Origin of the sequence: Phycicoccus sp. (assembly GCF_035325325.1) — a bacterium.
Classification (GTDB): domain Bacteria; phylum Actinomycetota; class Actinomycetes; order Actinomycetales; family Dermatophilaceae; genus Phycicoccus.
In genome coordinates this window covers 26,340-52,301 of the sequence record NZ_DAOLAC010000022.1, presented here as the reverse complement: position 1 = coordinate 52,301, position 25,962 = coordinate 26,340, and the positions used below count along the sequence as shown (strand labels likewise).

Below are 25,962 nucleotides of genomic sequence, written 5' to 3'. Positions count from 1 at the left end.
GAGCGGACGATCGGTCTTCCGGACCTGCGTGGATCGCGGTTCAATGCGCGGATGGACCTCTCCGCCTTCGGCACCCGGGCGAGCGCCGGGTCACTGCGGGCCGACGACGGCGTCGTGCTCGAGCACACGTGGACCGAGGCCGGGGTCGTGGCCGGTCCCGCGACGAACGGCGCCCAGGTGCTGCACCTCTCGGTCGCGCTCTGCGTCCTCAACGACACCTACCGCGAGGCGGCGCGGCTGGGCATCGACGTGTCCGGCGTGGCCGTCGAGGTCGACGGCGCCTTCGACGACACGTGGCGCTCGACCGGCATCCACTACGAGGTCGAGCTGGACTCGGCTGCCCCGGACCAGGATCGGCAGCACCTGCTCGAGGTCGTCGACGAGGTCGCCGAAGTCCCACGAGCCATCCGCGCCGGCGCCGAGGTCACCCGCCGGGCGTGACCGCTCGGCCGGCACAGCACCGGAAGCCCGCAGGTCGCACCCGAAGGGTTCCGGTGTCATGGGAGGGTTTCCCGCCTCAGGCGGGAAACCCGGGGTCCGTGAGGCCGGCCTCGGCCAGGAGCCGCGACACCGAGCCCGGCACGTCGGTCGGGTCGAAGTGGACGCCGCGCATCCCGGCCGCCACGGCACCGGCGACGTTGCGCGGCTGGTCGTCGAGGAAGACGACCGACGACGCCTCCTCCCGGGCCAGCCCGAGCTCCTTGAGCGCGTGCTCGAAGGCCTCCGGCTGCGGCTTGAGGAACCCGACGTGCGAGAGGTCGATGACGGGGTCGAAGCGCCGGACCACGCTCATCCGCTCGATCCACTCCGGCGGGTGGAAGGCGGCGAGGTCGTTGGTCAGCACCGCCGTCCGCAGCCCGGCCGCCTGCAACGCGTCGAGCAGGGCCACCACCTCCGGCCGTACGACGACCGACTCGTCCTGCTCGTAGAGGGAGCGCATGAACTCGTGCGTCGGGTCGTCGGCGTCCGGGAAGTACCGCGACGCCTGCCGGTGCCAGTACTCGCGCTCGGTGATCTCGCCGGTCATCGACCGCGCCCACAGGGGGTCGGAGGCCACGTCGAACGGACCGCGCCAGTCGTACCCGTGCAGCTCGAACGGCGTCCGGATGACCACCCCACCGAAGTCGAACAGGACCACCTCAGTCATGCGGCGCCTCGTGGCCGATCATCCGCTCGACGCGGGTGATGTCGCCGGACCACCCACACCCGCCGCAGCGCGTGTGGAAGGTGCGCCGCTCGCCCTCCCAGTACTCGACGGCCATCGAGCCCGGGCCGTCGAGCCCTGAGCCGCACGACGGGCAGAAGGCCGGCGCGTCCGTCACGTGCGCGATCCGGTCGGGGTCCCACCAGTGCGTGCCGGTGAGGCGCCGGTCCGCGACCGGCGCCTCGACCTCGACGTGGTTGCTCCACTGCGGGTCGCGGCGGTACCGCGGCGCCGGGACGGTGCTCGCCGCCCGCGGGGCGCCGTCGTGCGAGCGACCCTCGCCGCTGCGGCCGCCACCGGTCACCGCTCGCCCGACGCCGCGAGCCGCTTGCGCCGGGCCACCTCGGCCGCCGAGTTCTCGATCATCTCGTCGGCGCGGGCCATCGACCAGGTCGTGTCGCCGCGCAGCGCCGCCGCCTCGAGGTAGAGCTTCTTCAGGGAGTCCATCGCCGGCGAGTACCGCGACGAGCCGCCGGAGATCCAGGACAGGGCGAACTCGGTGTAGTCGACGCCGAACTTGTCCTTCTCGCAGGGCAGCCCGACCCGATCGTGCTTCTCCCGGGTGAACCCGACCGTGGGGTCCCTGCCCTCGGCGACGAGCGCCATCTGCTCACGGAACATCTTGCGCAGCATGATGACGCCGATGTCGGACTTGCCGAGGTGCTCGGCCGTCCGGTCGTTGATGTCGCCCTGCGTCACCCACGCCATGATGTCCTGGCCCTCGATGTAGTCGACGATGTGCTCGCCGCGCTCGTCGAGCCACTCGAACTCGTAGTCGACCGGGTACACCTGCTCCGGGAAGGTCTCCATCCCCGGCGGCTGGTGGCTGGAGTAGAACGCGACCCAGGTGTGGGTGTCGTCGATCGGCACCCGGATCTGCATCTGCTCGATGCCCGCGCCGCCGACCCGCATGCAGTACGGGAAGACGAGCGGGTGGCCGACGGCCCAGTCGTCGTTGTCCTCCGAGTTGCCCTCCAGCACACGACGCTTGAGGATGCCCCACTCCATCTCGTCGAACGCGACCTTGAGGTGCTTCTTCTGGAACCCGGGCGGGGCGAGGAAACCCTGCTGCTCGCCGAGGAACTTGAAGTAGCGCCCGTGCAGCCACTCGACGTGGTGCGGGTCGACCGAGTTCTCCATGATCTGGAGCCAGTTGCACGGGAGCACCGTCCAGCCGCAGTCCTTGAACCCGGCGTCGACGTAGACGTCGAAGCGCGGCAGCTCGGGCGCCGGCTGGGGCCCGACGTACGCCCAGACCATCCCGCCCATCGCCTCGGCCCTCCCGGCGAAGGCCGTGACTCGTGAGGCGAAGGTGGACTCGGCCGGCTCGGCCGGCTGGTCGAGGCACCGCCCGCCCTCGTCGAAGAGCCAGCCGTGGTACCCGCACCGCAGGCCCTCCTCCTCGACGACGCCGTAGACCATCGAGGCGCGCCGGTGCGGGCAGTGCTCCTGCATGATCCCGTAGCGCCCGCTGGGCTGCTTCCACAGCGCGAAGTTCTCCCCGAGCAGCCGCACCTTCTTGATCGGCCACTCGTCGAGCTCGCGGACGAACGCCACGGGGTACCAGTACCTCCGCAGCAGCTCGCCCATCGGGGTGCCGGGGCCGACCTGGGTCAGCTGCTCGTTGAGCTCCTGCTTGAGCATCGGGGACTCTCCTCGGGTGGGGGTGGTGCGGTGGGCGCCGGCGTCAGAGCCGGGTGACCTTGCCGGTGTTGCCGTCGACGCGGATCAGGTCGCCGTTCGCGATGGCCGTCGTCGCCTGCCCGGTGCCGGTGACGGCGGGGACGCCGTACTCGCGGCAGACGATGGCGGCGTGCGACATGAGGCCGCCGATGTCGGTGACCGTCGCCTTGATCTTCGAGAAGACCGGCGCCCACGACGGCGCGGTGATCGGCGCGACGAGGATCTCGCCCTCCTGGACGTCGCCGATGTCCTCGGCACTGAACACGATGCGGGCCGGGCCCTCGGCGACCCCGGGCGAGGCGGCCATGCCGGTGATCGCACCGCTCTCGTCGTCCGGGCTGAGCCAGAGGTCGATCGAGTCGGTGGTGATGCCCCAGAGCATGATCGTGAACGGCTCGGTGACGACCTTCGGTGGCGGGCCGAGGGCCTTCGGCTGCTTGCTGGCCTCCAGGGCCTGGACGATGCGACGCCGGTCGGCCACCTTCGCCGGCCAGTAGTGCGGCCCGGCCGGCTCCGCGCCGACGGCCCACGCCGAGTAGAGGTCGAACAGGAGGGTGTCCATCTCCTCCCGGCGCACGAAGTAGACGTCGTCGGCCCGGCTGAAGAAGCCCTCCTTGACGAGCATCTCGCCGAGCTCGCGCGACTTCTTCCAGAACACCGACATCGACCAGTGCTCGATGTAGAAGTTGTGGTTCTCGACGTACGGGAACACCGTGCGGGCCAGGCCGAGCTTGCCGTTGAAGGCCTCGCGGTCCTCGTCGGAGGCCAGCAGCTCGGAGTACTCCTCGACGATGCGGTCGCGCTCGGCCCGGATCTCGTCGATGGGTCGCGAGATGTCCTGGCCGGCCTGCAGCTTCGAGACGTACTCGGCGATGAACCCGTACGGCACGGAGCGGTCCTGGCGCCACGTCTTGTCGTAGTAGTAGAAGCCGGTGCCGGAGCTGAAGTTGAACCACGGTTCCTCGACCTCGGTCCACGCGGCGAGCCACTGCCGGCCGGCGTCCGTGTCGAGGGCGGCGTGCACCGCGTCGACGTCGTCCGGGGTGGCGAAGGCATCGGCCACGCCGAGGTCGATCGCCTTCTGGGCGAGCTTCTTCAGCTCCTCGTTGGGCCGGAAGAGGTCGACCTCGATCCCGGCGACCATCTTGGCGATGGCGAGGTCCGGGATGGACGGGAAGGCCTGCTTGCAGAAGCCGAAGAAGTCGAGGTAGGCGGCGTAGCCGAGGTTGAGGAACTCGAAGTGGTACTGCCAGATCTTCTGGGCGAGGTCCTGGAAGCGGTGGTACTGCTCCTGGAGGTCCCAGCCGCTGCCGACGCCCCGGCCGGAGCGCACGACGGTCTCGAGGTCCTCGGTCTCCGGGAGCGGCGAGAAGTCGATGGCCTCGAGCGCCGCGATGTTCTCCTTGACCTTGCCGAGCCAGTTCGCGTAGAGGTCGTCCCAGTTCATGAAGTAGTGCCCGGCACGTTCCATGAACTGCGGTACCCGGGCGCCCACCGTCGCCTCGTCGTCGATCGTGTTCGGCGAGAAGTACGGGTAGCCGTTGTGGATCCGGAAGTCGATGCCGTTGGCCGGCGGCACGAGGTAGTGGCGCGAGTTGTACTGCGAGAGCGAGGCGATGGCGAACATCAGGTGGTCCGCGTCCCAGGGCGACATCGCCCAGCCCCAGTGCATCGAGTCCATGAACCAGAAGCGGCTGTCCTCGTAGTCCTTGCGCCCCTCGGAGAAGAGCACCGAGTAGGGGTACAGCTCCTCCCACCCCTCGGCCCCCGCGGGGGTCTCGAGCTCGAAGGGGCTCGGGAAGCGGTTCTCGGTCATCGGCTGGCTCCTTTGCCGTGCCTGGGTCGCCGTGGTGGCGTCCGGTCCTGCGGGGGTGGTGCGGTCCTGCTACTGCTTGTGGATCGGGGCGATGAGCGTCGAGACGATCGAGGCCATCGGGTCGTAGTGCCCGTGGGCGACGGACTCGCGCGGCTTCTTCGACCACACGGTCTCCGGGCGGGCCTGGAGGAGGATGATGTTCTCGCCGTCGGGCAGCTCGCGGTCGAGGGCCCACTCGACGTCCTGCGGCCTTCCGTAGTGCTTCTCGGCACGGCGGGCCATCATCGCCACCGCGCAGATCTCCTCGTCCGACAGGCACGGGACCTTCCGTCGCTCGTCCTCGACGGGGTAGGGCTCGACGCCGTTCTCGCCGCGCCGGTACTCGACGTGCTTGTCCGAGATGGTCCGCTCGACGACGCACCGGAGCACCTTGTCGACGACGAAGTTGTCCGGCGTGACCTCGCCGGAGACGACGGCCTCGCCGAGGCCCCACGACGCGTCGATGGCCACCTGCGAGCGGTCGCCCGTCGTCGGGTTGAGGGTGAAGGCGACACCCGAGGACCGCGGGTCGACCATCTTCTGCACCCCGACCGACATCGAGACGCCGTGGTCCTCGTACCCCATCGCGCGGCGGTAGGCGATCGCGCGGTCGGTGAAGACCGAGGACCAGCACCGGCGCACGTGCTCGAGGACCGAGTCGGCGCCGCGGACCCACAGGTAGGTGTCCTGCTGGCCGGCGAAGGAAGCGTCCGGCTGGTCCTCCGCGGTCGCGGACGAGCGGATGGCCACCCCCACCGCGTCGCTGCCGCAGCGGGCCGAGAACGCGGCGTACGCGGAGCGGATGGCCTCCTCGACCGGCGCGGGAATCGGGTGCGACTCCATCGCCGAGCGGATCTCGGCCGAGACCGCCCGCAGCTTGTGCGGGTCGTCGGCGTCGGTCGTGCTCAACGCCCCCCGGACGACGGCCGCCAGCTCGGGGTCCCCCCGCAGCAGCTCGTACGCGTCCGTCGTCACCGCGAACCCGGGAGGCACCGGCAGGCCCGCGGCGATCATCGAGCCGAGCGAGGAGTTCTTGCCGCCGAGCCGGGGCCGGTCCTCCTCCCGGAAGTCCTCGAACCACACGACGTAGGGGGATGCGTCAGCCACCCTGGCCTCCTTCGGTCGGTGCGGCACCTCGTCGTGCCGCACCCAGGCGTCCTCCGCGACGACGGGACAGCTCCGGCACATCGGCGGCCTCCACGCTCAGGCCCCGGCGCCGGGCGGGACCCAGCGCTCGTCGAGCTGCCAGGTGGGCAGCGAGGCGATCTGCGGGACGTGGATCTCCTGGACCCGGTTGCGGTACGAGACCATCGCCTCGGTCCCGCCCTCGAAGACCTTCACCCGGACGTGCTCGGTGTTGTACGGCTCGCCGGGGTCGTAGCCGAGGGCGGCGATGGCGAACGCCCGGATCGGGCCGGAGTGCGTCGCGACCATCATCCGCGCGCCGGGGTGCTCCTCGGCGAGCCGCTGGATGCCGGTCCAGAAGCGCCGGACGCACATGACCGGTGGCTCGAAGTGCATCATCGGGATCTGCAACCAGTGCTGGATGGGGTCGCCGCCGCCCTGCTGGGTCCGCCAGAACCGGTCGATCTCGACCAGCCACATCGGACGGTCCCCGAGCGCGGTCCGCTCGAACTCCTCGAGCGTCGTGTAGTACTTGCGGAAGGCGGCGGTGACGTCGCGCAGGCCGTCGGGCGTGGCGACCCCGAAGTTGCGGAACTCCTCCATCGGCTCGGGCTCGAAGACCTTGACGTCCTTCTCGAACATCGCCAGGCCGTCCTGCAGGCCGCGGTCGATGTTCTGCGCGGTCTCGCGGGCCCGGTTGGTGTCGGCGTGCCGGACGACGACGCTCTCGCCCGGGGAGACCCGCTTGGCGATGGTGTGGCCGTAGGTGTGCGCCTGCCAGTTGCCGAGCGGGGTGAGCCCCGACTCGGTCGAGTAGCCCTGGGTCTCGCCGTGCCGGATGAGGTAGACGTCGGCGACGACCCGCTTGCGGGCCTGCGGCGGCGCCGAGATCTCCTTGGTCCGGTTGTCCTCGGACATCGCCCGCTGGACGCCCATCCCCACGCGCTCGTGGAGCGGCGGGAGCGCCTGGGGGCCGCTCCTGGGTTCACCCTGTCGCTCACGGAACCGCCTGAGGTACAACGGGGTCGACTCGGCGTGGTCGTCGCGTTCGGTCGGGTCCGCCGGCCTCGGTGCGACCCTGGCCTGCCGGTCGAGGTAGGTCGCGAGGTACCGCGGCGGGTCGACCCGCTGGGTGTTGGGCAGCCCCGGGCGGGGCGTCTCGTCGCTCATGAGTGCACCGTGAGGAAGTCCTGGTCGACGACGCCCTCGTAGTAGAAGACGGCGCGACCCATCTGGGCCTCGGTCCACGTGACCGGCTCGCGGTCCGGGTCGGCCCAGTAGCCGCCCGTGTAGACCTCGTTGCGGTTGCCCGCCGGGTCGAAGAAGTACAGGCCCCAGCCGCGGGTGGCGCCGTGCCGCGTCGGGCCGGCGTCGATCCGGACCCCGTGGTAGGCGCAGAGGTCTGCCGCGCGGCGCAGGTCGTTCCAGTCGTCGACCCAGTAGGCGACGTGGTGGAACGCGCCGTCCGGGCCGGTGATGAACGCAATGTCGTGCGCCGTGTGCGTCCGCTCGAGGAAGGTCGCGAGCTGGTGGCCGTCGTCGGCGACGATCTGCTCGGTGAGCCGGAACCCGAGCACCTCCGTCCAGAACCGCGTCGTCTCGTCGACGTCCTCGCACATGAGGAAGACGTGGTCCAGCCGCGGCGGGTGCATCCCGGACAGGCCCTGCGGCTCGGGCGGCGGGTTGTGCAGCGGGAGCGCGTTGCCGATCTGCTCCATCGCGTGGACGAGCTCGGTCGTGTGGCCGCTCGGTGCCGTGAAGCGCACCGTCTCACCGGAGCCCGGCCCGAGCTCGCCGGCGGCGAACCGCTTCGTCGCGATGCCGTAGCCCTCGATCGCGGTCGTCAGCCCGTCGAGGTCGGCGGCCTCCTGGACCTTGAACCCGATGACCTCCACGCCGTAGGTCGGCGCGTAGCGGAGGATCAGCGAGTGGTGCTGCTGCTCGTCCCAGCCCTTGAGGTAGACGGCCTGGTCCTCGACGGCGGTCTCGATGAGCCCCATGACCTCGGTGTAGTAGGCCGTCGACAGCTCGAGGTCGGGGCAGCGCACCTCGACGTGGCTGAGTCGCAGGATCCCCATCGATCCGCCTCTCCGGGTTGGTGGTTCGGGCTCAGGTGTGGACGGAGACGAAGCGGTCGTTCACTTCGCCCTCGTAGTAGAAGACGGCCTGGCCGATGTTGTCCTCGGTCCAGGTGATGGTCGGGAAGTCGGGGTCCGGGCGGTAGCCGCCGGTGAAGACCTCGTTCCGGGTGCCCATCGGGTCGAAGAAGTAGATGGTGTTGCCGCGCGTCACGCCGTGCCGCGTCGGGCCGACGTCGATCTGGATCGCGTTGTAGGCGAGGATGTCCGCGCTGCGGCGCACGTGGTCCCAGTCGTCGAGCCAGAAGGCGAAGTGGTGCAGCGCGCCGTTGGTGCCGTTGACGACGGCGAGGTCGTGCGGGGAGTGGCTGCGCTCCATCCAGACGCCGATCTGGTGGCCGTCGCCGCCGACGAGCTGCTCGGTCATCCGGAAGCCGAGGACGTCCATGTAGAACTTCGCCGCCTCGCCGACCTCCTCGGCGTTGATGAGCAGGTGGTCCATCCGGGGCGGGGCGATGCCGAGCAGGTCGACCGGGATCTCCGGGTTGAGCTTGCCGGTGCGGCCGCCGACCTTCTCGACGTCGAAGACGAGCTCCATCTCGTGCCCGGACGGGGTCTCGAACCGGATCGACTCCCCCTGGCCGACCTCCTCGCCGTGGGAGATGCGCTGGACGTGGAAGCCGTAGGTCTCGACCTTGCGCTCCATCTCGGCGAGGTCGTCCTCGTGGTCGACCTTGAAGGCGAAGCGGTCCATCCCGACCCGCGGGTCGTAGCGGACGGCGAGGGAGTGGTGGTCCTCCTCGTCCCAGCACTTGAAGAAGGCCCGGTCGGGGGTCTCCTCGGTGAGGTCCATCCCCATGACGCCGGTGTAGTAGGCCTTGGCGAGGTCGAGGTCCGGCACCGTGATGTCGACGTGGCTGAGCCGGAGGATTCCCATGCCGGAAAGGTCGCACGGCCCGTGCACCGCTGGGAACGCCTGTCCCGCCCTGCGGGAAGGCTGCCCGGAGGCCGTGCGGGGGCCGTCCTCCGCACGTGGCATCCTCGCGGAAGGCTTCCCGCATGGCGGGATGATCCTGTCCCGTCGGGCGGCATGCTGCCTAGGGTCGAGCGCGTGATGACCGAGCCGGACGAGGACGTCCAGCCGCAGCCCGCGGACGGCGCCCGGCGCGCCGAGGGCATGCGCGCGGCGATGGCCGACTACGTCCGCAGCGTGCACCGGGCGTACGCCTCCGGGGCCGCCGGCCAGCCCCCCGCGGTCCGCGGCCGGCTGCGGCTCTACGACCCCGGCCTGACCGTCCTCGCGGCCGGTGCCCGCAACCTCCACGTCGTCGCGACGACCGACCGCCTCGCCCCGCCGAGCGGCCAGGAGGTGGCCCTCGAGGACGAGGTCGAGGGCATCCGCTGGACCCTGCGCTTCTTCGACCCCGTCGTCCTGCCCGAGCTGGGCCTCGTCGACGAGAGCGACGGCCCCGCGTACCTCCCGGTGCGGCGGGTGCTCGGCGTGAGCACCGCGATCTACCACCTCGTCGTCCAGCCGGGCGCCTCGCTGAGCGGGCACCAGGCCTCGCACGCCGGGGCCGGCCTCGCGATGGACCACCTCGCCGACGTCCGCGACTTCGAGTCGATCCGCTCCCGGGCCAGGGGCGCCGAGGCCCTGGTCGACGAGCTCGAGGGCGCCGCGGCGGGCGGCCTGGTCCGGGCCCAGGCGCTGCTCGCCGTCGAGGTCGCGCAGCAGGTGGCCCCGTGGGACGACCGCGTCGCGGTCCTCGCCGCGCAGGTGCGCCCCGACCCCGTCGAGCTGCGCCGCACCCTCCTCGACGTCGTCCGGGGGACCAGCCGGGGGGCCGGCCGTGGGTGAGTCGCTGTCGAGCGTGCGCAACGCGGTGCGGGTCCTCAAGGCCTTCAGCTCGCGCCGCCGCGACTACGGCGTCACCGAGCTGGCCCGCGCCCTCGGGATGACGACCAGCACCGTCCACCGGCTGCTGCGCACCCTCCAGTCCGAGCACCTCGTCGAGCAGGACCCGGAGACCGGGCGCTACCGGCTCGGGCTCGCCGTCTACGACCTCGTCGCAGCCTCCTCGCCCGGCTACGACCTCTCCGAGGCCGTGCTGCCCCCGATGACGATGCTGCGCAACCGCACCGGCGAGACGACGCAGCTCGCCGTCCTCGACGGCCGCGAGGTCGTCTACGTCGAGCGGCTCCAGAGCATGCACTCGCTGCGGATGTTCCTCGACGTCGGCCGGCGCAACTGGGCGCACTCGACGAGCACCGGCAAGGTGCTGCTGGCCCACCTCGAGCCGAGCGTCCTCGACCGCACCCTCGAGGGCTGGGAGCCGCCGTCGCGCACACCCTTCACGGTGACCGACCTCGCCGTCCTGCGCCGCCAGCTCGCGCAGATCCGCCACCAAGGCTGGGCGCACAACGTCGACGAGTCCGAGATCGGCGCGACCTCGATCGGCGCGCCGGTGCGTGACGTCTCCGGTCAGGTCGTCGCCGCGCTGTCGGTCGTCGGCCCGAGCCCGCGGATGGACCAGGACCTCGCCGCCATCCGGCAGGCCGTGGTCGAGGCGGCGGCCGTCGCGAGCCGCCGTCTCGGGCACCGCGGCCGGGGGGTCGACCATGCCTCCTGAGACGACCACCCCCGGGGAGCTCCACGAGCGGGTCGCCCAGCGGCTGCACGACGCCATGACCTCGGTGACCCCGGTGCGGCCGGTCGTCGAGGACCACCCGGAGCTCGACGTCGACGACGCCTACCGCATCCAGCAGGGCCTCGTCCGGCGCATCCTCGACGCCGACGGCGGCCACCCGGTCGGCTACAAGCTCGGGCTCACCTCGAGGCCGATGCAGGAGATGCTCGGCGTCGACCAGCCCGACTACGCGCCGGTGCTCTCCTCGATGGTGTACCCCGACGGCCAGGACATCGACCTCTCCCGGTACATCGCCCCGAAGGTCGAGGCCGAGATCGCCCTCGTGCTCGACGCGCCCCTGCGCGGGCCGGGGGTCACGCCGATGCAGGCCTGGCGGGCGCTGGGCGGGGCCGTCGCGGCCATCGAGATGGTCGACTCGCGCATCGCCGACTGGCGGATCGGGCTCGTCGACACCATCGCCGACCTCGCCTCCTCCGGCGCGACGGTGCTCGGCACCCGCGTCGTCCCGCTCGACGGCTGGGAGCCGCGGCTCACCGGGATGGTGGTCTCCCGCAACGGCGCAACCGCCGACACCGGCGCCGGCGCGGCTGCCCTCGGCGACCCGGTCGCCGCGGTCGCCTGGCTCGCCAACACCCTCGCCCCCTACGACGTGACGCTCGAGGCCGGCTGGTTCGTCATGACCGGCGCCCTCCACCGCGCGTTCGAGGTCGCCCCGGGCGACGTCGTCCGGGCCGACTTCGACCGGCTGGGCACGGTCACCGCCCGCTTCACCACGTCCGCCTGAGAGGAGACCGGATGCGTTGCGCCATCGTCGGGTCCGGCAACATCGGGACCGACCTCATGGTCAAGCTGATGCGCGCCCCGGGGCTCGAGCTCGGGGCGGTCGTCGGGATCGACCCCGACTCCGACGGCCTGCGCACCGCCCGCGAGGCCGGGCTCGAGACGAGCCACGAGGGCGCCGACTGGCTGATCGCCCACGCCGACGACTTCGACGTCGTCTTCGAGGCGACCTCGGCCTGGGTCATGCGCCGCAACGCCCCGCGCTACGAGGAGGCGGGGCTGCGCGTCGTCGACCTCACCCCGGCCAAGCTCGGCCCGCTCGTCGTGCCGCCGGTCAACGGGCACGAGCACCGGGGCGCGCAGAACGTCAACCTCATCACCTGCGGTGGGCAGGCGACGGTGCCGATGGTCGCCGCCGTCAACGCGGTCTGTCCGGTGCCGTACGCCGAGATCGTCTCGTCGGTGTCGTCGCGCTCGGCCGGCCCGGGCACCCGGCAGAACATCGACGAGTTCACGAAGACCACCTCGGACGCACTGGTCACGGTCGGCGGCGCAGCGCGCGGCAAGGCGATCATGGTGCTCAACCCGGCCGACCCGCCGATCCTCATGCGCAACACCGTGTTCTGCGCGCTCCCCGACGGCTACGACGAGGCGGCCGTCACCGCGTCGGTCACCGAGATGGTGGCCCGGGTCGCCGAGTACGTGCCCGGCTACCGGCTGAAGAACGAGCCGGTCTTCGAGCGCGAGCACTACCGCGCCCCCGGCGGCGACGTCGGCGCGCGGGTCGTCATCCTGCTCGAGGTCGAGGGCGCCGGCGACTGGTTCCCGCCCTACGCGGGCAACCTCGACATCATGACCGCCTCGGCCGTCCGGGTCGGCACGGCGATGGCCGAGCACAGGGCAGGAGCCCCCGCATGACCGACACCGCAGTCACCCCGGAGGCCCCGGAGCGGGCCTTCCGGCTCACCGACTCCACGCTGCGCGACGGCTCGCACGCCGTCTACCACCAGTTCACCGCCGACCACGTCCGCGCCGTCGTCGGCGCCCTCGACCGGGCCGGCGTCCCCGTCATCGAGGTGAGCCACGGCGACGGGCTCGGCGGCTCCTCCTTCAACTACGGCTTCTCGCACACGCCGGAGACCGACCTGGTACGGGTCGCCGTCGAGACCGCGCAACGGGCCCGGATCGCGTGCCTGTTCGTCCCGGGCATCGGGGTCAAGGACGACCTGCGCCGGGCCGCCGACATCGGCGCCAAGGTCGCCCGCATCGCCACGCACTGCACCGAGGCCGACATCGCCGAGCAGCACGTCGCCCTCGCCAAGGAGCTCGGGATGGAGGCGGTCGGCTTCCTCATGATGTCGCACATGATCCCGCCGGACGAGCTCGTCGAGCAGGCCAAGCGGATGGAGTCGTACGGCGCCGACTGCGTGTACATCGTCGACTCCGCCGGGGCCATGACGATGGACGGGTTCAAGGCCCGCGTGGGCGCCGTCAAGGCTGCCGTCGACGTCCAGGTCGGGGTGCACGCCCACAACAACCTCAGTCTCGCGGTGGCGAACTCGCTGGCCGCCTTCGGTGAGGGCGCCGACCAGATCGACGGCTGCACCACGGGGCTCGGCGCGGGCGCCGGCAACTGCCCGACCGAGGTGCTCGTCGCCACCTGCGAGAAGAGCGGCATCGAGACGGGCGTCGACACCTTCACGATGATGGACGCCGCCCAGGACGTCGTGCGACCGATCCACCCGGGGATGGGCGTCATCGACCGCGACGGGCTGACCCTCGGGTACGCCGGCGTCTACGGCTCCTTCCTCCTCCACGCCCGACGGGCGTCCGAGCGGTACGGCGTCGACGTGCGCGACATCCTCATCGAGCTCGGCCGGCGCGGGATGGTCGGCGGCCAGGAGGACATGATCATCGACGTCGCGCTCCAGCTGAAGCGCGAGGGCGCGGTCGCGCGATGAGCGACGACAGCGACCTGCCCCGCCGGCTCGCCGACGCCATCGCCACGCGCACGGCGATCAGCCCGGACGCCGACGACCTGCCGGTCGAGCGCGCCTACGAGCTCCAGGACGAGCTGATCGGGCTGCTCGGGAAGCGTCCGGTCGCCGCGAAGCTCGGGCTGACCAGCGTCGCCAAGCAGCAGCAGATGAACGTCGCCGAGCCGGCGTACGGGTGGCTGCTCGAGGGGTCCCAGGTCGAGGTCGGCACCGAGCTGCCGTGCGGCGAGCTGATCCAGCCACGGTGCGAGCCCGAGATCGCCTTCCTCGTCGGCCGCGACCTCGAGGGGCCGGACGTGTCCGCATCCGAAGTCCTCGCCGCCACGGACGCGGTGATGCCGGCGATCGACGTCCTCGACTCGCGCTACGCCGGCTACTCCTTCACCCTGCCGGCCGTCGTCGCGGACAACATCTCGTCGGCGCGCTACGCCCTCGGCCGCCCGACGCCGGTCACCGGCCTCGACCTGCGACTCCTCGGCTGCCTCCTCGAGGTCGACGGCCGGCTCGTCGCCACCGCCGCCGGGGCCGCCGTCCTCGACCACCCCGCCGCCGCCGTGGCGTGGTTCGTCCGGTCGCTCGCCCACCGCGGGCGGCGTCTCGAGGCCGGGACCGTCGTCCTCTCCGGCGCCCTCACCGCCGCCGTGCCGGTCCGGCCGGGCAGCGTCGTCCGGGTCACCGTCGACCGGCTCGGCTCCGTCGAGCTCCGGTGCGGGCCGTGACCGCCGACCGGGCGTCGGTCGAGGCGATGGCCGCCGAGCTGCACCGTGCCCGGCTCGAACGCACGACCGTGCCGACCTTCACCGCGCGCCCCGGCGGCCTCGACACGGCCACCGCCTACGCCGTCCAGGAGGCGGGAATCGCGTTGCGCGAGAGCGACGGCGAGCGGGTCGTCGGCGGCAAGCTCGGGTTCACGTCCGAGGCGATGCGCCGGGCCATGGGGGTCGACAGCCCCAACTACGGCTGGCTCACGGACGCGATGCTCGTCGACGGCGACGAGGTCGACCTCGACGGCCTCATCCACCCCAAGGTCGAGCCGGAGATCGCGTTCGTCCTGGGCCGCGACCTCGTCGGTCCCGGCCTCACCGCCGCCGACGTCCTCGCCGCGACGCGCGCCGTCGCCCCCTGCCTGGAGGTCGTCGACTCGCGGTACGAGGGCTTCCGCTTCCGGGCCGAGGACAACATCGCCGACGACTCCTCCGCGGGACGCGTCGTCCTCGGCGAGCCGGTCGACCTCGCCGACCTCGCAGGGGCCGACCTGCGGCTCGTCGGGTGCGTCGTCACCGTCGACGGGGCCATGGCGCACACCGCGGCCGGCGCCGCCGCCCACGACGACCCTGCCGCGGCCGTCGCGTGGATGGCCAACGCCTGCGGTCGCCGCCTGCCCGCCGGGGCGGTCGTCATCTCCGGGGGCCTCACCCCGCCCGTCGACCTCCTCGAGGGCACCACCGTCGTCGTCGAGCTCGACCGCCTCGGCACCACGCGCGCGCACGCCGTCCGTCCGTCCACCGTCCCCTCCGAGCACCGGGAGCAGCCGTGCCGATCGTGAGCATCTCGTTGATGAAGGGTCGTCCGCCCGAGGCCATCCAGGCGATGACCCGAGCCGTGTCGCACGCCATCGCCGACGCCATCGACGCCCCGATCGAGACCGTTCGCGTCATGGTCCACGAGATGGACGACCACCAGTACGCGGTCGGTGGCGTCCCCATCGCCGAGGTCAAGGCCGAACGCGCCCGCCGGGCGGACGGGTGAAGGTCTCCGCCGGACGTCTCGAGGACCTCCCCGCCGACCACGCCGTGGCCGTCGGCGACGGGAGCGTCGTCGTCGTGCGCTCCGGCGGCACGGCGTGCGCGTTCCGCAACCGGTGCCTGCACAAGGAGAACCCGCTGGCCGGTGGCCGGGTGCACGAGGGCACGGTGCTCTCGTGCCCGCACCACTTCTGGCAGTACGACCTGCCGAGCGGCCGCCACCTCGGGGGTCGTGGCGTGCTGCCCTCCTATCCCGTCGAGGTCACCGCCGACGGCGAGGTGCTGCTCGAGGTTCCCGACCCGCCGCCGGCGACGTCGATGCGCGAGCGCCTTCTGGCGCACGCCCGGAGCTGGGAGCGTGGCTCGTGAGCGAAGGCATCGACGCCGTCGTCTGGGACATGGGCGGCATCTTCCGCCGGTACTTCACCGAGGTGCTCGTCGACGTCGGCCGCGAGCGCGGCTGGCCGGTGGGCCGGATGGCGCTGGGCCCCACCGGTTCCGTGCCCGACCCGGACTACGACGCGATGGACGCCGGCGAGATCTCCGAGGGCGAGTACTACGCCCGGGTCGTCGACCGGCTGCACGACGAGGACATCGACTTCGACCCGAAGCGCGACCCCGACTGGGCCGACGAGGACCGGCGCGAGGTGTGGTCCCTCGTCCACGACATCGCGGACTCGCCACTGCGGCAGGCCGTCCTGACCAACGACGCGTCGAACTGGCTCGGTCCGGACTGGTGGGAGACCTGGCCGGAGCGCCACTTCTTCGACGCCGTCGTCGACGTCGCGACGATCGGGGTGCGCAAGCCGGCCGCAGGCGCGTTCGAGCACGTGCTGCGGCTGCTCGACGCCGATCCCGCGCGGACCGTCTTCGTCGACGACATGCGGGTCAACTGCCGTGGTGCGGAGGCGGTCGGGATCGCCGCGCACCACCTCGACATCCGCGACGCCGACGGTTCGGTGGTGGCGTTGCGGGCCCGGCTCGGGCTCGACGCCGTCCCGACGCCATGACCGAGCACCCCCACCCCGAGGAGATCCCGTGCAGCGCAGCACCGACCGCATCCTGACGACGCACTGCGGCAGCCTGGCCCGCCCGCGGCCACTGCTGGAGATCATGCGCGAGAAGGAGCACGGGCGGCCCTACGACCACGCCGCCTTCGCCGGGGCGGTGACGGATGCGGTGTGCGGCACCGTCGCCCACCAGGCCGAGGTCGGGCTCGACGTCGTCAACGACGGCGAGATGGGCAAGGCGAGCTTCTTCACGTACGTCGTCGAGCGGTTGACCGGCTACTCGGCCGACGACGGCGAGCCGGTCATGCCGCCCTCCTGGCTGCGCGAGACCGAGGCCTTCCCCGACTTCTACGAGCGCTACTTCACGAAGTACGAGGACACCGTCGTGCCGCTGCGGGCGATGGCCTGCACCGGCCCGGTCACCTACCGCGGCCACGCGCAGGTGGCGGCGGACGTCGCGAACATCAGGGCCGCGCTCGCCGAGGTCGAGGTGACCGAGGCGTTCCTGCCCTCGACGAGCCCGCGCGGCTTCGGGGTCAACCGCTACTACGACACCGACCGCGACTACCTCGAGGCCGTGGCCGAGGCCCTGCGCGAGGAGTACCTCGCGATCGTCGACTCCGGACTGCTCCTCCAGATCGACGACCCGTGGCTCATCGAGATCCTCACCGGTGGACCGGGGTCGGACCCCGAGCAGCGCCGCCGCGAGGCCGAGGAGCACATCGAGATCGTCAACCACTCGATCCGCGGCATCCCGGCCGACCGGATCCGGCTGCACACGTGCTTCGGCCTCAACGCCGGCCCGCGCGTGCACGACCTCGACCTCGCCGTCATCGCCCCGTACATGCTGCGGATCGACGCGGGGGCCTACTCGTTCGAGGCGGCCAACCCCCGGCACGCCCACGAGTGGCGGATCTGGGAGGAGCTGCCGCTGCCCGACGACAAGGTCCTCGTCCCCGGCCTCATCGGGCACGCGTCGCCGTACGTCGAGCACCCGCGGCTCGTCGCCGACCAGATCGGCCGCTACGCCTCGGTCGTCGGTCCCGAGCGGGTCATCGCCGGCACCGACTGCGGCTTCTCGTCACGTGCCTCGTTCGCGCCGGAGATCCCCGACTCCGTCGTCTGGGAGAAGTTCCGCGCCCTCGTCGCGGGCGCCCGCATCGCCGACGGGGAGGTCTACGGATGACCGAGCCGGGCGGGAGCGCCACCGAGGACGCGGTCGAGGACGCGGTCGTCGTCGGGGCCACCGGCACGGTCGGCTCGGCCCTCGTCCGGGCGCTGGCCGCGCGCGGGCTGCGGGTCGTGGCCGTGGCGCGCGACGCCGACGCCCTGGCCCGGCTCGCGGCGGACGTGGACGGGGACGTGGTCCCGTGCGCGGCCGACATCGCGACGAACGCGGCCACCGACGCCATCCGCTCGGCCCTGCGCGGGCGGGTCCGGATGGCCGTGCTCGCCGCCGGGCTGCCGGTCACCGGGTCGGTCGAGACCGTCGACCCCGACCTCCTCGCGGCCGGCGCCCAGGTGAAGATGGCGGGTGTCGTGCGGCTGCTCCACGCGGTGCGTGACGCGATGGGACCCGGGTCGCGGTTCGTCGCCGTCGCCGGGACGCTCGGGCTCGAGCCGGGGCGGGACGAGGCCGGTCCGGGCGGGGTGAACGCCGGCCTGGTCAACCTCATGAAGCAGGTCGCGCTCAACCACGGCGCCGACGGCGTCACCGTGCACACCCTCGTCCCCGGCCCGATGGACACCCCGCGGCTGCGACGCATCGCCGAGCGGATCGCCGGCGAGCGCGGCCTGACCGTCGAGGAGGTGTGGGCCGAGTACGAGGCCCGGGTGCCGCTCGGCCGGCTGCCACGGGTGGAGGAGCTCGTCTGGGCCACGACGCTGCTCCTCGCGCCCGAGGCCGACATCCTCCACGGGACGGTCCTCCACCTCGACGCCGGCGGCCTCCGCTCCCCCCACTGACCCTATGGGTCGGTGCAGTGAAGTGCAGATTTGCACTGTGGTGCAACACGGGCCTACCCTGACGAGGTGAACCGACCGAGCTGTGTCGTCCCCTCGCTGCGCGACCGCAAGCGCGAGCGGACCCGGCGCGACCTCGCGCTCGCGGCCTACACGATCGTCCGCGACGAGGGCGTCGACGCCGTGACGGCCGAGGCGGTCGCCGACCGCGCGGGGGTCTCGCGCCGCACCTTCTTCAACTACTTCCCGTCCGTCGAGTCGGTGCTCACCGCCAGCGTCGCCGAGTTCTTCGCCTCGCTGAGCCGGCGGCTCGAGGAGCGCCCGGCCGGTGAGCCCGTCCGCGCCTCGCTGCTCGCGGTCGTCGACGATCCCACCGACCTCGACCTCGTCGAGCGCATCGGCACCCTCGCCGCCGCCGGCGAGGCCTCCCCGCACGCGAAGGCGCTCATCCTCGGCGAGCTGCACTCGTGGCTCGACTGGTTCGAGGGATGGCTGCGTGCCCGACTCGGCCCGGGCCCGAGCGAGCTGCAGGTCGCCACGACCGCGAGCGCCGTCGTCGGCGCCGGCGAGGCCGCGCTGCGGGTCTGGGCCCGGCACGCCCTCGACGACACCGACACGAGTGCTCCGTCCTTCCACGGCGCCTTCGCCGAGGCGCTCACCTGCCTCGGCTCCCCCCTGCTGCCCGACACCGCCGGCGCCACCGTCGCCGCCGGCACCCGCTGACCCCCCGACGCCCGCACTCCCCCACCCGGAGGCCCCCATGTCCACCGCGCTCTACCGTCTCGGCCGCTGGTGCGCCGCGCACGCCTGGCGCGTCGTCGCCGCCTGGCTCGTCGTCCTCGCAGTCGCCGGCGCCCTCGCCGGCACGATCGGCCGGCCGCTCACCAACCAGGTCTCCATCCCCGGTACCGAGTTCGAGCGCGTCCTGAGCAACCTCGGCACCCAGATCCCCTCCGCCGCAGGAGGGTTCGGCCGCGTGGTGTTGAAGAGCGACACCGGGTCGTTCACCACCGAGCAGAAGGCCGCCGTCGCGCAGGCGATGAGGCAGTGGGAGGGCCTGCCGCACGTCGAGCGCGTCGTCGACCCGTTCGCCGCCCAGCAGCAGATCGACGAGTCGGCCGCGAAGCTCGCCGCCTCGAAGCAGCAGCTCGCCGAGGGCCAGGCCCAGCTCGACGCGGGCACCAAGCAGCTGGCCGACGCCAAGGCGCAGCTCGCCGGCGGCGAGGCGTTCCTCGCCCAGGCCGAGAAGGCGAACCCGGCCGACCCGAGCCTGCCCGCCCTGCGCGCGCAGGTCGAGGACGGGCGCGCCCAGGTCGCGGCCGGCGAGAAGAAGCTCGACGCCGCACGGTCCGAGCTCGCCTCCGGCAAGGCCCGGTACGCCGATGGCGCCGCCGTCTCCGCGGCCTCGTCCGGCACCCGGCTGGTCAGCGCGGACGGCCGCTACGCCGTGGTCCAGGTGCAGTTCGACGACAACGCGCAGTCGGTGCCGCCGGAGGACCGCGCCCTCATCCCCGAGAAGGGCGACCCCGTCCTCGCGGCCGCAGGGGTCACCGCGAGCTACAGCGTCGAGATCACCCAGGCGCTCGAGTTCATCGGGCCCGGCGAGATCCTCGGCCTGGCCGTCGCGCTCCTCGTCCTCGTGCTCGTCCTCGGCAGCCTCGTCGCGGCCGGGCTCCCGCTCCTCGTCGCGCTGCTCGGCGTCGGCGTCGGCCTCGGCGGCGCCGTCGCCTTCACCTCCGTCGTCGAGCTCAACACGACGACCCCGGCGCTCGCCCTCATGCTCGGCCTCGCCGTCGGGATCGACTACGCGCTGTTCATCGTCAACCGGCACCGGGCGAACATCCTCCACGGGATGCCGGTGCGCGAGTCGGTCGCCCGCGCCGTCGCGACGGCCGGCTCCGCGGTGACCTTCGCCGGCTCGACCGTCGTCATCGCCCTCGCCGCGCTCGTCCTCTCGGGCATCCCGATCCTCGCCGAGATGGGCGTCGTCGCCGCCGCCACCGTCGCCGTCTCCGTGGTCGTCGCCGTCACCGTGAGCCCGGCCGTCCTGCGGCTCATGGGGACCCGTGTCGTCTCGCGGCGCGCCTGGCGCCGTGCCGGGTTCGCGACACCGGGTGACGCCGCCACCCGCGCCGCCGGTTCCGACGACCGCCCCGAGGAGCACGGCGGCTGGTACGTCGGCGCCGTGACCCGGCACCCGTGGCTCACGCTGCTCGGCGTCGTCGGGCTCGTCGCAGTCCTCGCCGTGCCCGCCCTCGACATGCGCCTCGGGCTCCCGGACGGCGGCAGCGAGCCGAGCGGGTCGAGCGCCTACACCGCCTACACGACCGTGGCCGACGAGTTCGGCCCCGGGATGAACGGCCCGGTCGTCGCCGTCGCCGACCTCCCGCGGCACGACGGTGCCCGCACCGAGGCCGAGGTGCTCGACGCCCAGGCCGGCATCGCCACCGCACTCGCCGACGTCGACGGCGTCGTCAGCGTCGTCCCCTTCGGGGTCAGCAAGGACACGAACACCCTTGCCTTCCAGGTGGTCCCGAGCACCGGCCCGGCCGCGGAACAGACTTCGGCGACGATCGACGGCATCCGTCGCACGGCCTCGCTGCTCGAGCGGCACGACGGTGTCGACATCGGCCTCACCGGGCAGACGGTCGCGAACATCGAGATCTCCGACCGCCTCTCCAACGCGCTCCCGGCCTACCTCGCCGTCGTCGTCGGCCTCTCGCTCCTCATCCTCATGGTCGTGTTCCGCTCGGTCGTCGTGCCGCTCATCGCGACCGGCGGGTTCCTCCTGTCGGTGGCGGCCGCCTTCGGCGCCACCGTCGCGGTGCACCAGTGGGGCTGGCTCGGCGACTGGTTCGGCGTCACCCAGCCGGGACCGCTGCTCAGCTTCATGCCGATCATCCTCATCGGGGTGCTCTTCGGCCTCGCGATGGACTACCAGATGTTCCTCGTCTCCGGGATGCACGAGTCGCGGGCCCACGGCGAGGACGCCCGCGCCGCCGTGCGCAGCGGGTTCGTGCACGGCGTCAAGGTCGTCACCGCCGCCGCGGTGATCATGACCTCGGTCTTCCTCGGCTTCGCGTTCAGCCACCTCGTGATGGTCCGGCCGATCGGCTTCGGGCTCGCGGTCGGCGTCCTCATCGACGCGTTCCTCGTCCGGATGACGCTCACGCCGGCCGTCATGCACCTCCTCGGCGAGCGCGCCTGGTGGATGCCGCGGTGGCTCGACCGCCTGCTGCCCGACCTGGACGTCGAGGGACTGCGGCTGGCCGAGCACCTGGCCGCCCAGGACGCCGCCGGAACCCCCCGGGCACCCGAGGACGAGCCCTCCCTCGCGGAACCGGTGGGTCCGCCGGCCCGCTGACCTGCGGGGACGCGGTCGCCGTCGATCGCACAGAGGCGTCACCCGGGTGGCACAGGTGCGGCACAGGGGAGGACCGCATCGTTGCGGGGTCAACCAATCCCGATCCCCGAAGGTGACGACGATGCGCACCACCCCCCGAGCCCTGGAGCGGGCCAAGGTCTGGACGGCCGGCGCCGTCGCGGCTGCCGCCCTGACGACCGGCGTGGCGGGCTACCACCTCGCGACCTCGCAGACCACGACGGCCGCGTCCGGCGCGAGCACGGGCTCGAGCACCACCACGGGCACGACGAGCGGGACGACGTCCTCCGCGGGCGGTTCGTCGACCGGCTCGGCGCGCACCTCCCGCTCGTCGAGCTCGGCGAGCAGCGGCTCGTCCTCCTCGACCCCCGGCACGGTCCCCTCAGCCTTGCGGCCGTCGCAGACGACGACCCACGGCTCCTGAGGCACCGCCGTGACCACCACCGCCACCGCCCCGCTCGGCAGCACGGTCTTCGGCGCCCTCGGCACGACGGTCCGCCTGCTGACGACCGAGCCGCTCGCCCTCGCCGAGGCCGAGGCGATCGTCCGCGACCACCTCGTCGCGCTCGACCTGGCGGCCTCCCGCTTCCGCGACGACTCCGAGGTGAGCCGGCTCGCCGCGGCCGCCCGGTTCGGCCCGGCCTCGGCCACGACGTCCCCTGTCCTCGCGAGCAGCCTTCGGGCGGCCCTGCGCGCCGCCCGGCTCACCGACGGCCTCGTCGACCCGACGGTCGGCCGCGCGGTCGCCGCGAGCGGCTACGACGCCGACCTCTCCGTGGTCCGCGGCCGGGTGGCGGGCACGGGGGCGCCCGCCGAGGTCCCCGGTTGGCGCGCGGTGGAGCTCGACCCGGTGACCGACCGGGTGACCGTCCCGGCCGGATGCCTCCTCGACCTCGGGGCGACGGCCAAGGCGCACGCAGCCGACGTCCTCGCCGACCGGCTCGCGACCCGCCTCCCGGGCGGCTTCCTCGTCGACCTCGGCGGTGACATCGCCGTCGGCGGCCCACCCCCGGAGGGCGGCTGGCGGGTCGGCGTCGAGGACGCCGACGAGCACGTCGTCCAGGTCCTCGCCCTGCACCCCGGCCAGGCCGTCGCGACCAGCTCGACCCGGCTGCGCACGTGGACCGCCGCCGACGGCACGACCCGCCACCACGTCGTCGACCCGCGCACCGGTGCGACCGCCGCCGCCACTTGGGCCCAGGTGACCGTCGTCGCAGCGACCGCCCTCGAGGCCAACGCGGCCTCGACGGCCGCGGTCGTCCTCGGCCCCGATGCGCCGGCCTGGCTCGGGATGACCGGCCTGCCGGCGCGCCTCGACACCGGCACCGACGTCGTGACGACGCCCGCCTGGCCGGCCCCGGTCGCTCCCGACCCCACCCGGCCCGACCCGGAGGTGGCCCCGTGAACGCGGCCCTGTGGTTCCTCTCCCGCGCGACCGGTGTCGCGAGCATCGTCCTGCTCACCGCCGTCGTCGTCCTCGGCGTCGTCACCTCCGGCCGGCGCCGGCCGCACGGGGAGTCCGCGACGGTCGTCATGGCCGTGCACCGGTGGCTCTCCCTCGGGATGCTCTCCTTCCTCACCGTGCACATCGCGACCGCCGTCGTCGAGACCTACGTGAGCATCGACTGGATCTCGGTCCTCGTGCCCTTCACGAGCGGCTACGAGGCGTTCTGGGTCGGGCTCGGCACGCTCGCGGTCGACCTCCTCGTGGCGGTCTCCGTCACCTCCTGGCTCCGCCACCGGATCTCCGAACGGGCGTGGCGCGCAGTGCACTACGCGACCTACGCGCTGTGGCCGATGGCCCTCGTGCACGGGTTCGTCCTCGGCACGGCCAGCCAGGCCGGCCTGCGCGCGGTGACGGCGGCCTGCGGTGTGGTCGGCGTCGGCGCCGTCCTCTGGCGGCTGCTGTCGACCCACGCCGACCGCACCCGGCGGGACGCCGTCCTCGGGGGTGAGTGGTCGTGAACCTCGTCGAGCAGCTGCACGCCGCCGGGCTGACCGGCCGGGGCGGCGCCGCCTTCAGCACCGGCGTCAAGGTGCGGGCCGCGCACGACCACGGCGCCCACCTCGTCGTCAACGCCTGCGACGGCGAGATCGGGGCGGCCAAGGACGCCCACGTCGTCGAGCACCACCTCGAGGAGCTGCTCCGCGGCGCCTCCCTCGTCGCGCACGGCCGGCGGCGCAGCATCCTCTTCGCGGCCCACCGGGGCTCGCGCACCGCGGCCCTGCTCGCCGCCACCGGGGCCGACGTCCTCGAGGTGCCGGACCGGTACGTCTCGTCCGAGGAGACCTCGCTCGTCTCGGCGGCCTACGGCGGCCTGGCCCGCCCGATGACCAAGCGGCGGCCGTTCGTCATGGGCGGCCGTGACGCCGACGGGCGCAAGGTCCCCGCGACGGTCGTCCTCAACGCCGAGACGGTCTGGCGGATCGCCCAGGTCGAGGCGTACGGCCCGACGTGGTTCCGCTCCTTCGGGACCGAGGCCGAGCCCGGGCCCCGGCTCGTGACGCTGACCGGCGCCGTCGCCTGGCCCGGCGTGCTCGAGACCCAGGCCGGGGTCCCCGTCGCCGACCTCCTCGCCGCCGCCGAACCGGCTGCGGGGGCGGAGTACCTCGTCGTCGGCGGGCTCGGGGGCGTCGTCGCGCCCGCGGCCGAGACCCGGCGCCTGCGCTGGACGAGCGAGGACCTCTCCCGCGTCGGCGGCTCGCTCGGCCCCGGCATCATCGACGTCCTCGACCCCGGCCGCTGCCCGGTGCACGTCGTCACGAGCTACCTGCGCCACGCCGCCGGCGAGACCGCCGGCCAGTGCGGGCCGTGCATGTTCGGCGTCCCCGCGGTCTCGGCCGCGTGGGACCGGCTCGTCGAGACCCCGACCCGGCAGGCCGTGCACGACCTGCCCACCCACCCCGGGCTGCTGCCGAAACGCGGCCCCTGCCGCTTCCCGGACGGCGGCGGGCGCTTCCCCGCCCCCGCCCCGCGGGTCCTCGAGCCGCACCTCGCCGCGCACGTGGCGGGGACCTGCCCCACGGAGGGAGCGATGTCCCGTGCCCACCACGTCTGAGCGCCGCCGCGCGCCGGCGGCCCCGGAGCTGCGGGTCGACCGCGTCGCCTGCACCGGCCACGGCATCTGCGCCACGCTCCTCGAGGGTGCGTTCCGGCTCGACGAGTGGGGCTACCCCGTCGTCGAGGACGGCCGGGTCGGCCGGGCCGACGGCGACCGCGCGGTCACCTTCTGCCCCGCCCGTGCCCTCTACTGGTCCGACCGCGCCTGACGTCGGAGCCGAGCCGGGGCCCGGGCGTCAGCGGGCCGAGCGGCGGCGGGGCGACCAGCTCGGGTGCGAGATGAGCTCCTCGAGCAGCTGGACCGCCCGCTCGGCCGGCGCGGTCGACCCGCCGAGCTGACGGACGACGGCGGACAGGTGGCGCACCGGGGCCGGCGGTGCGAGGTCGACCCGGACCACCGACGGCGGCAGCCCCCGCGCGGCGAGGCCGGGCATCACCGAGACCCCGACGCCCGCCGCCACGAACCCGATGGCCGTGTGGTGGTCCTGGGCCTGCACGGTGAAGCGGGGACGCAGGCCGACCGCCGCGCAGGCGGCCACGAGCAGCCGGTGGCCGACCGAGCTCGGGTGGTCGTTGCTCACCCAGGTCTCGCCGCGCAGGTCGGTCAGCGCGATCTGCGACTCACCGGCCAGGGCGTGCTCGCGGGGCAGCACCGCGACGAACGGGTCGTCGGTGAGGTCGACCCGTCGCAGGCCCGGTGGCAGCGGAGTGTCCGGGGGCTCGATGACGAGGTCGAGGTCGGGGCGCGGGCCGCGGTGCTCGAGCTCGTTGAGCCGGAGCTCGAGGACGAGGTCGGGGTACTCGGCGGTCAGCCGGCGGACGAGGCTCGGCATCCACGCCGACCCGGCGCTCGCGAAGTAGCCGATGGACAACCGCCCGGAGCGCCCCTCGCGCAGGTCCGAGACGACCTGCTCGAGCCGCCCCCACTGGCTCATCGGCTCGTCGCTCTGGGCGTCGAGGACGAGCGCGGCCTCGGTCGGGACGATGCCGCGGCCGGAGCGCTGGAAGAGGGTGAGGCCGGTCTCGCGCTGGAGCGCCGCGAGGTGCTGGCTGACCGCGGACGACGTGAGGCCGAGGTTGTCGGCGGCGGCCTGCACCGAGCCGCTCGCGACGACCGAGCGGAAGACCGTGAGACGGTGGGGGTCGAGCATGACCCAACCTTAAGTCACACTGCGGGATAGTGAAGCAAAGTCGCGTTGTGCTGCATGGTTGCGAGGCGCATCATGGAGTCATGAACGCCGCATCGCTCTCCGTCCAGAAGGCTCGCGCCCTCGCGAGCAACCTCCGCACCTCCCGCACCTCCGGGCGTGGCTGGGACGGCCGGGTCGACCGTGACCTCGTCCGCGAGGCCCAGGAGATCTACGTCCTCGCCCAGACCGTCACCCCGCGTCACATCTGAGCACCCTCCGGGGGGCCAGCAGCACGCAGAACG

At 73.1% G+C, this 25,962-nt stretch carries 30 protein-coding genes; 20 read left to right on the top strand and 10 right to left on the bottom strand.

Annotated elements, in window-relative coordinates; translation table 11 throughout:
• The first annotated feature begins 51 nt into the window (after positions 1-51).
• A complete protein-coding gene (locus PKA89_RS13330) occupies positions 52-441 on the top strand; it encodes an OsmC family protein (protein WP_324420225.1) in 390 nt (129 codons plus the stop codon).
• A 76-nt stretch (positions 442-517) separates the two neighbouring features.
• Here PKA89_RS13330 and PKA89_RS13325 read toward each other — a convergent pair whose 3' ends face one another.
• The 8 genes from PKA89_RS13325 to PKA89_RS13290 all read right to left on the bottom strand — a co-directional run bounded on the left by PKA89_RS13325 (position 518) and on the right by PKA89_RS13290 (position 8,882).
• Positions 518-1,147 (bottom strand): HAD family phosphatase, encoded by a 630-nt coding sequence (locus PKA89_RS13325; protein ID WP_324420223.1) that lies wholly within the window; start codon positions 1,145-1,147, stop codon positions 518-520.
• Positions 1,140-1,508 (bottom strand): hypothetical protein, encoded by a 369-nt coding sequence (locus PKA89_RS13320; RefSeq protein ID WP_324420221.1) that lies wholly within the window; start codon positions 1,506-1,508, stop codon positions 1,140-1,142. The genes PKA89_RS13325 and PKA89_RS13320 overlap by 8 nt, the downstream gene beginning before the upstream one ends.
• The gene (locus PKA89_RS13315) at positions 1,505-2,848 is read right to left on the bottom strand and encodes an aromatic ring-hydroxylating dioxygenase subunit alpha (RefSeq protein ID WP_324420219.1); all 1,344 of its coding nucleotides are present in this window, start codon (positions 2,846-2,848) and stop codon (positions 1,505-1,507) included. The genes PKA89_RS13320 and PKA89_RS13315 overlap by 4 nt, the downstream gene beginning before the upstream one ends.
• Before the next feature lie 43 nt (positions 2,849-2,891).
• Entirely contained in the window at positions 2,892-4,703 is a 1,812-nt protein-coding gene (locus tag PKA89_RS13310; RefSeq protein ID WP_324420217.1) for a PEP-utilizing enzyme, read from the bottom strand.
• A gap of 69 nt (positions 4,704-4,772) precedes the next feature.
• On the bottom strand, positions 4,773-5,849 hold the full coding sequence (locus PKA89_RS13305; RefSeq protein WP_324420215.1) for a PEP/pyruvate-binding domain-containing protein: 1,077 nt from the start codon (positions 5,847-5,849) through the stop codon (positions 4,773-4,775).
• A gap of 96 nt (positions 5,850-5,945) precedes the next feature.
• Positions 5,946-7,037 (bottom strand): histidine phosphatase family protein, encoded by a 1,092-nt coding sequence (locus tag PKA89_RS13300; RefSeq protein WP_324420213.1) that lies wholly within the window; start codon positions 7,035-7,037, stop codon positions 5,946-5,948.
• Complete coding sequence (locus PKA89_RS13295; protein ID WP_324420211.1) at positions 7,034-7,945, bottom strand: catechol 2,3-dioxygenase; 912 nt, start codon at positions 7,943-7,945, stop codon at positions 7,034-7,036. The genes PKA89_RS13300 and PKA89_RS13295 overlap by 4 nt, the downstream gene beginning before the upstream one ends.
• 31 nt (positions 7,946-7,976) lie before the next feature.
• Positions 7,977-8,882, bottom strand: coding sequence for a catechol 2,3-dioxygenase (locus PKA89_RS13290; protein WP_324420210.1), 906 nt, complete (start codon positions 8,880-8,882; stop codon positions 7,977-7,979).
• Positions 8,883-9,056: 174 nt separating this feature from the next.
• Between PKA89_RS13290 and PKA89_RS13285 the strand changes: the two genes are divergently transcribed.
• The 14 genes from PKA89_RS13285 (at position 9,057) to PKA89_RS13220 (ending at position 21,451) form a co-directional block, all read left to right on the top strand.
• Complete coding sequence (locus PKA89_RS13285; protein ID WP_324420208.1) at positions 9,057-9,803, top strand: hypothetical protein; 747 nt, start codon at positions 9,057-9,059, stop codon at positions 9,801-9,803.
• Entirely contained in the window at positions 9,796-10,575 is a 780-nt protein-coding gene (locus tag PKA89_RS13280) for an IclR family transcriptional regulator (RefSeq protein WP_324420206.1), read from the top strand. Before PKA89_RS13285 ends, PKA89_RS13280 begins: the two co-directional genes overlap by 8 nt.
• A complete protein-coding gene (locus tag PKA89_RS13275; RefSeq protein ID WP_324420204.1) occupies positions 10,565-11,377 on the top strand; it encodes a fumarylacetoacetate hydrolase family protein in 813 nt (270 codons plus the stop codon). The genes PKA89_RS13280 and PKA89_RS13275 overlap by 11 nt, the downstream gene beginning before the upstream one ends.
• An 11-nt stretch (positions 11,378-11,388) precedes the next feature.
• Positions 11,389-12,291 (top strand): acetaldehyde dehydrogenase (acetylating), encoded by a 903-nt coding sequence (locus tag PKA89_RS13270; protein WP_324420201.1) that lies wholly within the window; start codon positions 11,389-11,391, stop codon positions 12,289-12,291.
• Positions 12,288-13,334: a 4-hydroxy-2-oxovalerate aldolase gene (gene dmpG / locus PKA89_RS13265; protein ID WP_324420200.1), complete on the top strand. Its 1,047-nt coding sequence runs from the start codon at positions 12,288-12,290 to the stop codon at positions 13,332-13,334. The genes PKA89_RS13270 and dmpG overlap by 4 nt, the downstream gene beginning before the upstream one ends.
• Positions 13,331-14,089, top strand: coding sequence for a fumarylacetoacetate hydrolase family protein (locus PKA89_RS13260; protein ID WP_324420198.1), 759 nt, complete (start codon positions 13,331-13,333; stop codon positions 14,087-14,089). The genes dmpG and PKA89_RS13260 overlap by 4 nt, the downstream gene beginning before the upstream one ends.
• Positions 14,086-14,916: a fumarylacetoacetate hydrolase family protein gene (locus PKA89_RS13255; protein WP_324420196.1), complete on the top strand. Its 831-nt coding sequence runs from the start codon at positions 14,086-14,088 to the stop codon at positions 14,914-14,916. Before PKA89_RS13260 ends, PKA89_RS13255 begins: the two co-directional genes overlap by 4 nt.
• An 11-nt stretch (positions 14,917-14,927) precedes the next feature.
• A complete protein-coding gene (locus PKA89_RS13250) occupies positions 14,928-15,119 on the top strand; it encodes a tautomerase family protein (RefSeq protein WP_324420194.1) in 192 nt (63 codons plus the stop codon).
• Positions 15,116-15,484 carry a Rieske (2Fe-2S) protein gene (locus PKA89_RS13245; protein WP_324420192.1) on the top strand — a complete coding sequence of 123 codons (369 nt, stop codon included), beginning with the start codon at positions 15,116-15,118 and terminating at the stop codon, positions 15,482-15,484. Before PKA89_RS13250 ends, PKA89_RS13245 begins: the two co-directional genes overlap by 4 nt.
• Positions 15,481-16,125 (top strand): HAD-IA family hydrolase, encoded by a 645-nt coding sequence (locus PKA89_RS13240; protein ID WP_324420190.1) that lies wholly within the window; start codon positions 15,481-15,483, stop codon positions 16,123-16,125. Before PKA89_RS13245 ends, PKA89_RS13240 begins: the two co-directional genes overlap by 4 nt.
• Before the next feature lie 28 nt (positions 16,126-16,153).
• On the top strand, positions 16,154-17,311 hold the full coding sequence (locus tag PKA89_RS13235) for a cobalamin-independent methionine synthase II family protein (protein WP_324420188.1): 1,158 nt from the start codon (positions 16,154-16,156) through the stop codon (positions 17,309-17,311).
• Positions 17,308-18,090: an SDR family oxidoreductase gene (locus tag PKA89_RS13230; protein ID WP_324420187.1), complete on the top strand. Its 783-nt coding sequence runs from the start codon at positions 17,308-17,310 to the stop codon at positions 18,088-18,090. The genes PKA89_RS13235 and PKA89_RS13230 overlap by 4 nt, the downstream gene beginning before the upstream one ends.
• A 66-nt stretch (positions 18,091-18,156) precedes the next feature.
• On the top strand, positions 18,157-18,810 hold the full coding sequence (locus PKA89_RS13225) for a TetR/AcrR family transcriptional regulator (protein ID WP_324420185.1): 654 nt from the start codon (positions 18,157-18,159) through the stop codon (positions 18,808-18,810).
• Positions 18,811-18,847: 37 nt separating this feature from the next.
• A complete protein-coding gene (locus tag PKA89_RS13220) occupies positions 18,848-21,451 on the top strand; it encodes an MMPL family transporter (RefSeq protein ID WP_324420183.1) in 2,604 nt (867 codons plus the stop codon).
• 210 nt (positions 21,452-21,661) lie between these two features.
• Here PKA89_RS13220 and PKA89_RS13215 read toward each other — a convergent pair whose 3' ends face one another.
• The gene (locus tag PKA89_RS13215; RefSeq protein ID WP_324420181.1) at positions 21,662-21,898 is read right to left on the bottom strand and encodes a hypothetical protein; all 237 of its coding nucleotides are present in this window, start codon (positions 21,896-21,898) and stop codon (positions 21,662-21,664) included.
• Between the two features lie 4 nt (positions 21,899-21,902).
• Here PKA89_RS13215 and PKA89_RS13210 point away from each other — a divergent pair, with 4 nt between their 5' ends.
• Genes PKA89_RS13210 through PKA89_RS13195 form a run of 4 tightly spaced genes read left to right on the top strand, consistent with a single transcriptional unit; the run spans position 21,903 to position 24,739 of the window.
• Complete coding sequence (locus tag PKA89_RS13210) at positions 21,903-22,874, top strand: FAD:protein FMN transferase (protein ID WP_324420179.1); 972 nt, start codon at positions 21,903-21,905, stop codon at positions 22,872-22,874.
• Complete coding sequence (locus PKA89_RS13205) at positions 22,871-23,434, top strand: ferric reductase-like transmembrane domain-containing protein (protein WP_324420177.1); 564 nt, start codon at positions 22,871-22,873, stop codon at positions 23,432-23,434. The genes PKA89_RS13210 and PKA89_RS13205 overlap by 4 nt, the downstream gene beginning before the upstream one ends.
• On the top strand, positions 23,431-24,528 hold the full coding sequence (locus PKA89_RS13200; protein WP_324420175.1) for a formate dehydrogenase: 1,098 nt from the start codon (positions 23,431-23,433) through the stop codon (positions 24,526-24,528). The genes PKA89_RS13205 and PKA89_RS13200 overlap by 4 nt, the downstream gene beginning before the upstream one ends.
• Complete coding sequence (locus tag PKA89_RS13195) at positions 24,512-24,739, top strand: ferredoxin (RefSeq protein WP_324420173.1); 228 nt, start codon at positions 24,512-24,514, stop codon at positions 24,737-24,739. Before PKA89_RS13200 ends, PKA89_RS13195 begins: the two co-directional genes overlap by 17 nt.
• 27 nt (positions 24,740-24,766) lie before the next feature.
• Here the strand turns inward: PKA89_RS13195 and PKA89_RS13190 are convergent, their stop codons facing one another.
• The gene (locus tag PKA89_RS13190) at positions 24,767-25,681 is read right to left on the bottom strand and encodes a LysR family transcriptional regulator (RefSeq protein WP_324420171.1); all 915 of its coding nucleotides are present in this window, start codon (positions 25,679-25,681) and stop codon (positions 24,767-24,769) included.
• Positions 25,682-25,761: 80 nt separating this feature from the next.
• Between PKA89_RS13190 and PKA89_RS13185 the strand changes: the two genes are divergently transcribed.
• A complete protein-coding gene (locus PKA89_RS13185; RefSeq protein WP_324420169.1) occupies positions 25,762-25,929 on the top strand; it encodes a hypothetical protein in 168 nt (55 codons plus the stop codon).
• The last annotated feature ends 33 nt before the right edge of the window (positions 25,930-25,962 follow it).